Here is a 13,138-nt window from a genome sequence, read left to right on the forward strand (position 1 = left end):
CTTACGATATATCCGCAATGAATTATCTCAAAATCAATTTTGTGATTGATGCGTACTGCATATCAAATAATCTTTCACAGAGATGTCACCATAGCAAATTAATATTCAGTTAAGCTAAAGGTTGTTCAGGATTATGATCTGAACAGGCCTAATTCGCTTCTGTGACGAATTGATAAGTAAGAAGAAAATTTGATTTGGGGAGTCGGTTGATGAAGAAGTTGGCGGATAGATATGTAGTTGGAGAATTGGTACTGGCGGCTGCGGCAGCCTTGATTCTATCGGGGTGTGGAGATTCCATTTCTGACGCAACTTCGTCGTCCTTATCTACTGCGGCGCCCTCCCCGGCGGTCTCATGGCAACTACCCGCGGGCGAATTGCCGCTCGGACCGCCGGGGCTACAGGAAGCGCGTACAACCACACAGGTCAGCCCCGGTGTCACGTATTACCAGATCACTCGCGGCCAGGCGGCCAGCACCGATTCCTGGACGGTCACGGTTCAGTTCGCGAAGACACAGATCGCTGCGGCCCCTGCCGCTGCAGCGATGGCGGCAGCAGGTTATCAGGTACGCTATGACCCGGCGGGAACCGGACCGGACGGGTCGCCACTTGGTTTCAACGTGTCGATCGGCCAGTATGCAACTCAGGCCGCTGCACAGGCTGTTGCAACGGCAATCGCTCAACAAACCAGCAACGCGTATAAGCCCACAGTCCGCAATACAGGTCTTGACGGTAACGCGTCGTCGACCGGGCCATGGCTCGTCAATGTCCTGGCCATTTCACCTACGTTCAAGGGAAACCTTCAGAACATAATCGCGGGCGGCAATGCATCCGGCAGCGGCGGCATGCTGGGCACGGGCGGCGAAACGCCCCAGGCAACGGCCGCGCGCCTGGGGGCCATTGCTGCAATAAACTCCGGTTTCTGGTCGACCAATGCCAACCCCGCCGGTGTCCAGTTGAAGGGTGCAGCCAGCACGATTGTCTCCAACGGCAAACTTGAGGGTATGGCTGCTAATGGAGAGCCGGGTGTTTCGTTTGCGCAGGTGGACGGGCACCCAACCGTCGCTTTCTTACCCAACCTGTCGACGACAGTGACCGTGACCAGCGCGAACGGCACGAGCACGCCAATCGTCGCGTTTAACAGCTCGATTCTTGGTCAGATATTCAATTGTGGCAGCCCGGATGAAACGCCTGCCCCGGAGCGTGCACACGACTACACCTGTACAAACTATAACGATCTCGTGCTGTATGACAGCAATTTCAACGGTGGCCTGACGTCCTCAACCACGGTTGATCCGGGCTACAGCGGGCCGACCTACGAAGTATTGGTGAGCAGCAATGGTCAGGTCCTGTCAGGAAGTGCGACGCTGGGGGCGCCCCCGCCTAATGGCGGTTACGCTTTGCAAGGGCTTGGTACGAGCGCCGCATGGCTGCAACAAAATGCGCCGGTTGGGACGGCGCTGACAGTCGCGTCGCAGGTCCAGTCGAACAACGCTCCGGTGACACTGTCGCCGGGCGTGTCGCTGACCGCTGCCGGCCCAACCTTGTTGCCGGCTGCGACAGTTCAGGAAAGAGCCGTGACAGAAGGCTGGTCGCCCGACTATGCAGGCGTCGATCGATCAAGCTTTTACTGGGGATGGTTCAACGCACGTAACCCGCGCACGATGATCGGCACGGCTGCGGACGGCACGATCCTGCTGGTCGAGACTGACGGACGGCAACCCGGCCTTGCTTTGGGTACGACAATCCAGGAAACAGCAAACGTCATGGAGTGGCTTGGGGCGAGCAAGGCGATCAATCTCGATGGTGGCGGGTCGAGCGCGATGATCGTGAACGGTGCGGATGTCGGTCACCCATCCGACAGTGCGCCGGCGAATCCGACACAACGGGCGGTAGCGTCTTCAATCGTATTGACTCGGTGAGCCACGTCCCTCACGGTGTGCGAGGCGTTGTTGCATAAATCCGGTCGCCGCGCAGTGTTGATCACGGCGAGACGTATGGGATAAACGTGAGGGGCCGTCAGCAGGCGCATGAAGCTGTCAGGAGAAGAATGTGACTTACGGGTACTGCAGTCTGATATGCGCGACCGGGACCGGAGAGCGGCGGGCTGACACACAGGCAGTCGGTAAGAATCAGCAGGTTTGGTTGTCGTAAGGATTGGGAAAGGCCATCGCCAACCCATTTTAAATGACGAGTACATCGAAGCAGCCCGATTTCTGATTTCTCGTTGCAAGAAGTTCTACGAAAAATTGAACTGCTGGATTTTTCATTTTCTCATTTATGGTCAAATCATATGGAAAGATCATGCCAAAACACTGCACGTCACTCGTGAATTCGCTCGCGAGTGCCTTGGTAGTTTCAATCGCCCTTGGAATCAGCGGGTGCACGGGTTTGAATCGGGAGAAGTCAACATCCTCATCGCCCCCCTTGCCACTTGCCGTCGGTAATCCAATTTCAGAATGGCGGACAAGTCTTAAAAAAATACAGGATGAAATCGCGAACAACAAGGATTCACCTTTATTATATTCATTCGATAATAATCATCTCATTCCCGTGGTTAAATATATTTTTATTCGGAGCGCCAAATACGATTACAATTCAAACTCCGACTCCAATCCATATTTCAATCTTTTTCCTATTGCTAAAGTTGAAGTATTGAATCAGCCTGCCACATTACTCATAATACCAAAATTCAGTAATTTAGAAATTTTCCCGGTGTTGCTGGGAGACAGAAATAGTGCTGCCGATGGTTCGAATCGCTGCGAAAATAACCCTTCTGCAAAGACAGTTGCCGACGGCACCCCACAGACGGCGGAAATTTTTACGCCAAGCGAAGCTTATTCAAGATTGAAAGATCCTGAATTCATGATTAACGCAAATTATTTTGATGTGCGCCCACAGCTAAATGGGCAAACATGGAAAACTACGAAATGTTCTGTTCCCCTTGGTATTTATTACGATAACTACAGTAGTGGCCCAACTGGAGGAACCCATAATAGCGGCGCGGGTGACGAAAAATATTTCGCCGGACCACGACATTACATTAACGAAGATGGGAAAAATGTTGCGCCGGTAGACACAATGATCTTTTATGAGAGTGCGCCGTCCAGTGATTACGTTCGTGTTATAAACAATGATCTTAATTCCTCCCAGTCGCTGGGTGTAATCAGGACGCTAACGTCCCGGACCGTTGGAATCTCAGGAAGCAGCCTGTTTGGCAGATCGGAGAGTGGCACTGCTCCAGACGCTGGCAATAAGCAAACGACAAGGGTTGCTCTAGGTTACGATTCGTCACTTGATCGTCTCTACATCTTTGAAGGTGGGAACTACAGCAATGGGGTTTCCCGGGAGCAGGTTGCCGGCCTCTTCCGATCGCTTCATGTCCCTGTCGCACTCGAACTAGATGGAGGAGGGTCTGCTTCACTCGCTGTATCAAGATTTTATGCCAAGAGTGTTGGTGGAACATTACCGACCTCGTCGTGCCAATCACTCACAGGAGTTTGGTGTTCGCCTGTTACGGCCAGCGACGGACCTCGGCCAGTTCCATCCTGGATCGGCTTCCTCCCGACTGCATCTTCATCAAGATAAAATTCTACCAGACGTGACAAGGAGATTTCATGTATCGGTCAATAGTGCCAGCAATATCTTGACGTGGAGCGAGCTCCAATATTTTTGCGCCGGCTATAGCCATCACAACGATCATTGAGTTCGATTGAGCATTGCATTATCAATATTCTTCGCCTTGAAGGTCCACCTTGCAGTTATCAATTCAGGAGATTACATCATGATCGAAAACAAGCTCATTAAATCTGCTTTTTTTCTTTATGCGATACTTATGCCAGTATTGTCATTCGCTGGGCCATATGATGAGACTGGTTACATAACGTTGGTAAAATCTAACAATCAAGGCAACACTTGTTACATCGATTTGGGGAATGCGGCTGGCACTCTTATTCAGAGTGGGCAGTGGAATTGTAATTCGGCCGTCGGGCAAAGCACACTTTCTTTGGCGACAGTCGCCAAAACGCTTGGGCTCAACGTAAGGGTAACCTTCGATGGAAATGGCGCGGTTTCCAAGCCGGTTTTTGCGATTGCTATATTAAAGTAATATTGAGTGTTTCGCGTCGAGCAGGCCTGCGAGCATGGTGCCGGCGAGATCGCGCTCGGCCTCGATCCGCCGGATGCGGTCGTGCGCATCCCCGAGCGCCGCGCGCGCGAACTGCAGTTCGAGTGCCGCGTCGCGCGTACCGGCAGGCACCCGACGCGCAGATAGCGGCGAGGTTCAATCGTGGGTCACCCTCAGGGGGTATCAAGCGATGGGGCGGCCGCCTGAGAACTAATTTATCGCTTGCTGGCGTCGAACCATCGGAGATCGACACAATCCTGCTCACACACGCCCATCCCGACCATGTCGGAGGACTAGTGGACACAGCCGGACAAGTTACCTTTCCGAATGCGGAACTCGTTGCTCGTCAGCGAGAGGTCGAATTTTGGCAGGATGACGGAAATCTAAGCCGTGCCAGCGAGCGTGCCCGCGGTAACTTCCTGATAGCCCGTCAAGTGTTCGACGGCTACCGCGACAAGCTCCGTACTTTCGACGAGGGCGAAGTGCTGCCCGGTATCAGAGCGATGCCGCTACCGGGACACACAGATGGACACTCCGGATATCTTCTCGAATCCCATGATCAGGGCCTGCTTGTTTGGGGAGATATTGTTCATTTTCCTCACATCCAGATTAAACGGCCAGACGTATCGATTGCATTCGATCAAGACCCTTCCCTGGCAGCCACCACACGTTCACGGCTTCTGGACCTGGTCAGCTCGGAGGGACTTTTGATCGCCGGTATGCATTTGGGGGAACTCGGCTTCGCGCGAATAAAGCGAACGAGCGGAAGCTACGGTCTGCTTTACGAGACCGAAGCATGAGGCCGCGAACAGAAGCAACCATGTCTGATACCGGTCCGGCACTCTGCACTGGACCAACGACAAACACTACGATGCCGTGACAACGGCATTGGCCGCTTCGTGCTTTTCGAGGGACATTCCCACTGCACTAACGGAGCGGCCACTTCGGCCGATGAAGGAGTGTTTGTCTTTGTCAATGGGACGGCCGGTTACGGGGTGAAGCCGACGCATGAACGTCCGACCGACAACGCATGTGAACGGCGGCTCCTGCCCGACCTCTGCCCGACGCTGATCGGCCCATCCCGACGCACAAGGGACAGTTGGATTTCTCCGTAACGGACGTTCAAGCGACTGGAAACGTTAAACCTCGCAAATAGCCAGGCACGGGCTGTAGTCGATCCGGGCTAAGCTTGACGCGCCCACGCAGTCTGATGCTGAGTCGCCCCGTTGCCTCCAATCTCGCCCATCAGATAATCGATGAACGACGCTATTCGCGAAGAAACGGCTGTATTGCGGTAATAGACAGCATGGATTGGCTGACGGACGTCCTTGGTCTGACGGGCGAGGATCTGCACGAGACGCCCTGTTTCGCGGTCTCGGTCGGTCATGAAATCCGACAGGCAGACAACGCCCACGCCTTCGAGCGCCAGTTGACGAAGCGTCTCGCCGCTCGATGAACTTGCCACCGGCTCGATACGGTACGGCTCACCGTCGGCACCGAGCAACGGCCAGACATTGAGCGACTCCGGTTGTGTAAAGCCCAGCAGTACGTGCTTGCCAAGGTCAGCGACCTCGCGCGGATGTCCGTGCGCCTCAAGATAGTCGGGACTCGCAAGAACACGCATGCGGCTACTGCCAACAAGCCGGCTATGCAGCGTCGAATCCTTGAGCCGGCCAATTCGAATAGCGACATCGGTGCGGCTCTCGAGTAGATCGATGATGCCGTCGTTCGTGTTCAGCTCCAGGTGAACGTGCGGATAGCGCACGCGGTAGCCTTGCACAAGCGGTGCGATCACGTGCAGCATGAAAGGCGACGCTGCATTGATCCGCAGGAGCCCCGATGGGTTTTCCCGCCGCGCGACCATCTGTTCCTCCGCGCTTTCCACGGAATCGATGATGGCGCGCGCGTGTTGAAGGAACGCGCGCCCTTCCTCGGTCAGCTCCATCCTGCGCGTGGTCCGGCGCATCAAGGTCGTTTTCAGCTTTTCCTCGAGGCGCCCCAGCGTCCGGCTGGCCGCCGACACTGTCAGGTCGAGATGTTGGGCAGCTGCCGTCATCGAGCCGGTATCGACCACGGCCATGAAAGTCGCCAATTCGTCGAGGGTGATATTCATTCTTGATTTTCTTTCAAAAGAATTTTGTTTATAGACCGGTTTGTGAACAAAAGTAAAGCTGGCAGACTCGGTCCGTCAGAATCCTCAATTCCTTCGCGAGGGAATACAGCCGCCGGAGGGCGCAGGCGCGCTGTCGAGTCTGGTGAGACAAAACTTTCTCCAATGTCACGGAGATTTGATAAATCAAACAGGCTGTTTCTGGAGACATACGCCGCGACGTTCAGGCTTGCGCAGACCAGGCGGGCAACTACTCTGCTTAGCCGGAATGCGACTGACATCGGCATAAGCCGGCGCGCAACTCCCCTCGATCAATGCGAGCACAAACATGACGGTTACCGAGCGACCCGCGAATCACGGCACCAGCATGATCGACCTGGGCCGGTTTCAGATCGATTTGGAGATGCGGACGCTGCACCAAAGCGGCACGCTCGTACCTGTCGGATCTCGCGCCTTCGATATTCTTGCCGTGCTCGTGTCGGCCGCTGGACGACTCGTTACGAAAGACGAATTGTTGGATAGTGTCTGGCCGAAAACCGTCGTCGAAGAAAACAATATCCAGGTCCATCTGTCCGCGTTACGCAAAATACTTGGTGAGGATCGCAACCTGATTGTCACGATCCCTGGTCGCGGGTATCAGTTGCGACAACGACCCGTTGAGAACCGGGCTCCTGCGGTCGAGTCCCGAGCCTTCAGACGTAGCCTGCCGCTACGCGAAACCCGGCTCACAGGCCGCGACGCAGCCGTTCGGCAGATCAGCATGTTGCTCCAGACTACGCAGCTATTGACGCTCACTGGAGCCGGCGGTATAGGGAAGACGAGCCTGGCTATAGCGGTAGCACGGCAGGCATCGAACGATTCTTCCCGCGCTGTGTGTTTTGTCGAACTTGCCACGGCAACAACCGAAGATGCGGTCCTATGCGAGGTCGCCGAAGCATGCGGGCTGTCCACGCTCGATGCTGCAGTCGACATTGCGCAACTGGCTGCGGCGGTTTCCGGCAAACGTCTGCTCCTCGTGCTGGATAACGCCGAGCATGTGATCGACGCCGTCGCGCGGATCGTCGACGCACTCGTAGCGGCAAGCGAAATTCTGCGTGTGATGGTAACGAGTCGTGAACCGCTTCGCCTGATGCAAGAGACGGTGTACCGGGTCGAGCCACTCGACGTGCCGCCTTCGCATTCAACCCATACGGAGATCGTCCAGTTTCCAGCGGTAAAGTTGTTTTTGCTGCGCGTCAATTCAATCCAACGGTATGCATACGCCGGCTGCGAGAAAATTCATCTCATCGGCGAGATCTGCCGCCGGCTGGACGGCATTCCTTTGGCGATCGAACTGGCAGCGGCGCGCGTCGCCGGCCTCGGCGTTGAGGGTGTTCATCGCTATCTGCACGACCGTTTCAGTTTGCTGACGGGCGGCTACCGGACCGCTCTACCACGCCATCAAACCTTACGTGCGACGTTCGACTGGAGTTTCTCCATACTGAATCCATGCCATCAGTTACTGTTCAGGCGCCTCGCGGTATTCAGCGGCGGCTTTACGTTCGATGCGATGTGCGCGGTGGTGTGCGACGAGAAATACGCTGTGGCGGACGCGATCGGCGACATCGGCGATCTGGTGGCGAAATCGCTCGTCAACATTGAGCTGAAGGGGCCGGTAAGCAGGTATCGCCTTTCCGATTCGGCACGTGCCTATGCGCTGGAGAAGCTGCATGCGGAAGGCGAGCAGAAGCTGATCGCGGCGCGCCATGCACGCTATGTCTCCCATTGCTTGCGACCGTGTCTGGCTGACAGTGTCGCTGAACAATTGGACCTGGAGATCGATTTCCGGCAGTCGCTGGATGATGCACGCAGCGCTTTCGATTGGGCGTTCTCGCAGCATGGCGATACGCGGATTGGAGTCGAGCTCGCGGCAGGTCTCACAGAGGCGCTGCTCGATGCGGGCCTGATTCACGAATGCTGCACGCGTGCCGAGCAGGCCATCGATGCGCTTGAAGAACTGCCCCTTGCCTCGGTGGACTCAGACACCGAAATGCGCGTACGTGCCACTCTCGCCTCGGCATTGGTCTATGCTCAGGGGCCCGTGTCAAAGTCGGCACAATCGTGGACGGAAGTGCTGGCTCTTGCTGGCGATACAGGCGACGGTTCTGGTGCAAATAGTGAAGGCGAATCGGTTAAAGCGTTGCCCCCCGACCCGATCTCATCATCCGACAATGAGCAAGCTCAAGAGTATGGACGAACTGTTCTCAGGCCGCCACTTCAACCGCGACGATCATTCTGTGCGTGCGCTGGTATCTGCGCTACAAGCTCAGCCTGCGTGATCTTGTCGAGATGATGGCCGAGCGTGGCCTGTCGCTGGCCCACACGACGATCCTGCGTTGGGTGAAGCGTTACACGCCGGAGTTCGTCAAGCGCTGGAACCGTTTCGGCGCGCCAGCGGGCGCGTCATGGCGTGCCGACGAGACTTACCTGAAAATCCGCGGCAAATGGGTCTATCTTTATCGGGCGGTGGATCGGGCGGGTCAGACGGTTGACTTCCTGCTCAGGGCCAAACGTGACGTGAAGGCGGCCAAAGCCTTTTTCAGCGAGGCAACCAAAAAAACATCAGGGCAAGCCGCCAAAGACCATCACGCTCGATGGCTATGCCGCCTCACACCGTGCTGTGCGGGAGATGAAGGCCGATAAGAAATCTTTTCTATAGGAACCATCTCTTCAAGACCGTCTATTTGCACCAGAACCCTCGCCATACCGCCGCGTAGTGCCCCTGCTTTGGCGCGGTCTCCTATTCGAACTCCGCGATCCGCAGGCCAATTTCCCAATGGCTTCATATCCATTCCGTTATACAACACATAACGAATCAATATTTCGGCCTTGATATTGACTCACCATCATCGCTGACGCGACGCAGCCAGTCGTCTGGACGACTGGCGTCGTCTCCTTCCAGTTCCCCATCTTCGGAGACTCCATGAGAACAAACTTCGCTCGCGCGGTGGTGCGCTCACTGCGCCCTGCGGTTACGCTTTTAGCCGCGCTTGGCATCTATGTCGCGTTGAGCCCCACTGCCACCGCCGCGGTGCCGATGGGCGTCGCGTTCGTCTACCTCGGCAACCCCGGTGACGCTGGCTGGACCTACGCACACGAACAGGGTGTGAAGGCGATCGAAGCGAGGTTCGGTGACAAGATCAAGGTCACGCGCGTCGAGAACGTACCCGAATCCGCTGACTCGGAGCGCGTGTTTCGCGACCTCGCGAACAAGGGCAACAAGATTATCGTGGGCTCGAGCTTCGGATTCCAGGACTTCGAACTGAAGACTGCAAAGGATTATCCCGACGTCGTCTTCGAGCATGCGACCGGATACAAGAAGGCCACGAACTTTGCGACCTATGACGTGCGCACGTACCAGAGCGCCTATCTGGCTGGGCTCGTCGCCGGCTATACGACGAAGACGAATACGCTCGGCTTCGTCGCCTCGGTGCCGGTCCCGGAAGTGGTGCGCAACATTAACGCTTTCACAATGGGTGCGCGTTCGATCAATCCGAATGCGAAGGTAAAGGTCATATGGATCAATAGCTGGTTCGATCCAGGCAAGGAGAAACAGGCGGCCGAAACGCTGATTGGCCAGGGAGCCGACGTGCTGATCCAGAACACCGATTCGACGGCGACAATGCAGACTGCCGAGCAGAAGAATGTGCACGCGTTCGGTTGGGACTCGGACATGAAGAAGTTCGGCCCGAATGCCCAACTGGGCGCATGCGTGAGCTACTGGGGCGTCTACTACTCTCACCTGATCGAACAGGTGCAATCCGGCACGTGGACCAACGCGCCGACGTGGTGGGGTCTCAAGGAAAAAGCAATCGACCTCGCTGACATCAACACTGCAGCCGTATCGCCTGCCGCGCAAAAGGCGCTGGCGCAAAAGCGCGACGACATTATCGCTGGCAGATTCGATCCGTTCTCCGGACCGATCAGGGATCAGAATGGCGCGATCAAGGTGGCAGCCGGCACGTCGCTGCCCGACGCCGAGTTGCTGCGGCTCAACTGGTTCGTGCAGGGGGTCGAGGGCACGTTGCCGAAGTAACCCAGCCAACCTGGAGGAGACACACTTTGAGCCTTGTCATTTCCCCGAAACAGAACGCGTCGGCGTTCCCTGAGCAGGGGCTCGCGCCGACACGCGAGCAGATCGTCCGCCATCTGCGTCATGCAAGCGTCATCGCAGAACGTGCGATGCTGTTGGGCCGTCACCCGTTTGGCGCCATACTCGTCGGGCCTGATCAGGAGTCGGTTCTAATAGAACAGGGCAATGTCGATTCCGTCAATCATGCGGAAGCGGTGCTCGCGCGTATCGCCGCGCTCAACTTTACGCCGCAATTCTTGTGGGGTTGCACGCTCTATACGACGGTTGAGCCATGTTGCATGTGCGCAGGCACGGCATATTGGGCCAACATTGGGCGGGTGGTTTTTGCAATGACGGAAGAGCGCCTGCTGCAAGCCACGGGCAATCATGCAGAGAATCCCACGATGAGTGTGTCGTCGCGGTATGTCTTCGACCATTGCCAGAAGCGCATTGAACTGGTCGGGCCCGTGGCCGAGGTCGAGGAAGAAGTGATGCAGGTGCAGCGCAGGTTCTGGGGACGCCGATGAGCATGGCGCATCGCGGCCTTATGTTCGCATCATGCCGCGCGCGGAGCCGCCACCGCCCGCGCAGCGGCCGCCGCAGCCAGCGCGCCCGCAGGGCTCAGTTCGGGCCTTGCGCAGTTGCGGCCGTTCGCCGGATCAGACCACCCGAACGTACCTCCACGCTGAGGTAGGAGCACAAATGCTGAGATGGCGCGGTCAGATCCCGTGAGGTCGCATGCCGGTGCCGAGCACACCACCGGTCTGCGTTGGCGTAGGCGCGGCCACCGCTCGCGCCGCGGCAACTGACGACAACGGTGGACACGAGCGCTGTGCAGACCGGCACGCGGTACCCTCCACCACGCCGCAAACGCGCTACCGCTGCGGTACGCCGTCGCGCCACTCGCCCCAATGCGTGACGATGTCCTGCACGAGCGGATTGCCCGTGAGGAACAGATTGTCGATCGCGATCGTGAAGCCCCCCTGCGACGAGTAGTTGAGCAGATTGTCCGCACTCGACTGGCCCGCGTACGGCCGGTCGAAGTCCGAGCCAGCGCGCAGCACCGCGACACGGTTCAGGTCAACGCGATGCACGGTCGCCGCGCGCGTCAGCGCCTCGAAGGTGGCGTTGTCTTCCTGCTGCGTCGTGCAATAGGTGCCCTTGCCGTCGGTCAGGATCTTCGTCCATTGCCGCGCGCGCTCGCCGAGATCGGTGCCCGACCACCAGGTATCGCCCGCCAGCGTGTCGCACTGGATCACGGTCGGCGGACGGTTCGCGGGCGCATAGTTGTATTTGGCGCGGGCAGCCTGCGCCTGTGCGTCGTCGGTCAGCGTCACGTTGCGCGACAGCGCGAATGCCGCGTTCGAAAGCGCCGGATTGAGCTGGAACACTTCGGTGCGATAGTCGAGCGGCGGCTTCTGCGTCGGGCCCGTCGTGTTGATGCCGAGATAGCCGGTATTCCAGCCCGGCGGAATTTCGCGTCCGTCGATTTCCCATTGAATCCCGAAGTCGACGAGCCAGTTCGCCCACGCAGCGGAACCGACGGTGCCCTGAAGCGGATCAATACCAGCGATGCCCGCCACCATGAAGTACGTATGACGCAAGTCGAAACGCGGCGAGAACGTCAGCGCCATGATCGACGCGGCGGCATTCGCGTGCCCCATGCCCGTCGTCATCACGCAGACCTCCTTGCGATTGCAGTGTACGGCAGGGTAGTCAGGAGACAGGCCCGCGACGGTGATGTCCTGCCACGGGCCGAGATGATCGAGCCACACCTGGCCTTCCGGACCGAACATCGAAATGATCATCACCTTGACCGGCCGGCCATGCGACGCGCCGTCGTCCTGCGCGAAGCTGTCGTCGGCATGCGCGATGGCCGGTGCAACTGCCGCGCCTGCCACGAGCAACGATGAAATCGCTGCACCAAAAGCACGATTTAGCATAAGAGGTCCCACCTGATATGTAAGAACTGCGGTTGCGAAACGTGAGTCGCGTGCCGTGTTGTCGACTGACGTCGTGGTTTTTTGTCGGCGTGCAGCGTGGGACCTGGGCGTGAGCCGTTCAGGTGACAGTGAGTATAAGCAGAGAAAAATCTGTATTGCCAGGCGGCGGCGAATTTTGATGCGGACGAAACGGCAACGGCGGACACAATGTACAGCCACTGGTTCTGGCGCAAATAGTGAAGGTGAATCGATTAAAGTGTTGGCAACCAAACATCAGGGCAAGCCGCCAAAGACCATCACGCTCGATGGCTATGCCGCCTCACACCGTGCTGTGCGGGAGATGAAGGCCGACGTCGAGCAGGACCACCGCCACATCAAGTCGCGGACGAATGTCATGCTCGGCTTCAACCGTTTCAGGAACGCCGCGATCACTCTTGCAGGCATTGAGTTGACGCATCGCATTCGCAAAGGCCAATTCAACCTGGCGAAGCTCGGCCTCAAAGATACCGCCGCGTGAGCACACGTTGTGCGCTCAACTCGCGCAACACGCGCGAAACGGTCATGCGTGCGACTCCGGACTCCTTGACCAACTCGGTTTCCGAAGGGATTGCGTCTCCAGGCTTCCAGGTGCCATCGGCTATGCGCTCGATTACATAGCGCTTTATCTGTTCGTATGCTGGCGCTGCAGCTTCAACCGCTTCGCCTCTCCACCCGCCCGCGCCGCCTCAGTCATGACTGTCCTGGTTGCACCGTGAACGATTTGCGCGGCGCCGCGCGACGCCAGCCTCAAGTACCGACCGCCCCGGTAGCGCGCCAATCGCGGTTTCATCTTGTCTAGACAAGATGCGGGA

8 protein-coding genes and 5 pseudogenes are annotated in these 13,138 nt (G+C 57.4%); 10 read left to right on the forward strand and 3 right to left on the reverse strand.

All coding sequences use genetic code 11. The annotated features are described in order from the left end of the window. Positions 1-209: 209 nt before the first annotated feature. The 5 genes and pseudogenes from OKW30_RS01055 to OKW30_RS01075 all read left to right on the forward strand — a co-directional run. Positions 210-1,919, forward strand: a complete 1,710-nt coding sequence (locus tag OKW30_RS01055) for a phosphodiester glycosidase family protein (protein ID WP_429346088.1) — start codon at positions 210-212, stop codon at positions 1,917-1,919. Positions 1,920-2,388: 469 nt separating this feature from the next. Further along, the gene (locus OKW30_RS01060; protein WP_429345744.1) at positions 2,389-3,585 is read left to right on the forward strand and encodes a phosphodiester glycosidase family protein; all 1,197 of its coding nucleotides are present in this window, start codon (positions 2,389-2,391) and stop codon (positions 3,583-3,585) included. 196 nt (positions 3,586-3,781) lie between these two features. Beyond that, on the forward strand, positions 3,782-4,105 hold the full coding sequence (locus OKW30_RS01065; protein WP_429345745.1) for a hypothetical protein: 324 nt from the start codon (positions 3,782-3,784) through the stop codon (positions 4,103-4,105). Positions 4,106-4,111: 6 nt separating this feature from the next. Continuing rightward, positions 4,112-4,270 (forward strand): hypothetical protein, encoded by a 159-nt coding sequence (locus tag OKW30_RS01070; protein ID WP_429345746.1) that lies wholly within the window; start codon positions 4,112-4,114, stop codon positions 4,268-4,270. 26 nt (positions 4,271-4,296) lie between these two features. Continuing rightward, positions 4,297-4,923: pseudogene (locus OKW30_RS01075) on the forward strand (MBL fold metallo-hydrolase); the annotation flags it as partial. 383 nt (positions 4,924-5,306) lie between these two features. Here the strand turns inward: OKW30_RS01075 and OKW30_RS01080 are convergent. Beyond that, positions 5,307-6,236 (reverse strand): LysR family transcriptional regulator, encoded by a 930-nt coding sequence (locus OKW30_RS01080; RefSeq protein ID WP_187619893.1) that lies wholly within the window; start codon positions 6,234-6,236, stop codon positions 5,307-5,309. A 400-nt stretch (positions 6,237-6,636) separates the two neighbouring features. Here OKW30_RS01080 and OKW30_RS01085 point away from each other — a divergent pair. The 4 genes and pseudogenes from OKW30_RS01085 to OKW30_RS01100 all read left to right on the forward strand — a co-directional run. After that, positions 6,637-7,338 (forward strand): annotated as a pseudogene (locus OKW30_RS01085) (winged helix-turn-helix domain-containing protein); the annotation flags it as partial. Between the two features lie 1,105 nt (positions 7,339-8,443). Then, positions 8,444-8,913 (forward strand): annotated as a pseudogene (locus OKW30_RS01090) (IS6 family transposase); the annotation flags it as partial. 282 nt (positions 8,914-9,195) lie between these two features. Then, on the forward strand, positions 9,196-10,308 hold the full coding sequence (locus OKW30_RS01095; RefSeq protein WP_184033114.1) for a BMP family ABC transporter substrate-binding protein: 1,113 nt from the start codon (positions 9,196-9,198) through the stop codon (positions 10,306-10,308). 26 nt (positions 10,309-10,334) lie between these two features. Further along, entirely contained in the window at positions 10,335-10,871 is a 537-nt protein-coding gene (locus OKW30_RS01100) for a nucleoside deaminase (protein ID WP_184058649.1), read from the forward strand. Positions 10,872-11,219: 348 nt separating this feature from the next. Here OKW30_RS01100 and OKW30_RS01105 read toward each other — a convergent pair whose 3' ends face one another. After that, on the reverse strand, positions 11,220-12,287 hold the full coding sequence (locus OKW30_RS01105) for a purine-nucleoside phosphorylase (RefSeq protein WP_184044550.1): 1,068 nt from the start codon (positions 12,285-12,287) through the stop codon (positions 11,220-11,222). A gap of 262 nt (positions 12,288-12,549) precedes the next feature. On the opposite strand from OKW30_RS01105, the pseudogene OKW30_RS01110 reads away from it, so the two are divergent. Continuing rightward, positions 12,550-12,804: pseudogene (locus OKW30_RS01110) on the forward strand (DDE-type integrase/transposase/recombinase); the annotation flags it as partial. Here the strand turns inward: OKW30_RS01110 and OKW30_RS01115 are convergent. Next, positions 12,797-12,952, reverse strand: a pseudogene (locus OKW30_RS01115) (GntR family transcriptional regulator); the annotation flags it as partial. The pseudogenes OKW30_RS01110 and OKW30_RS01115 sit on opposite strands and share 8 nt — an antisense overlap. Positions 12,953-13,138: the final 186 nt, after the last annotated feature.

It is taken from the genome of Paraburkholderia sp. Clong3 (assembly GCF_050436485.1).
Lineage (GTDB): Bacteria > Pseudomonadota > Gammaproteobacteria > Burkholderiales > Burkholderiaceae > Paraburkholderia > Paraburkholderia tuberum.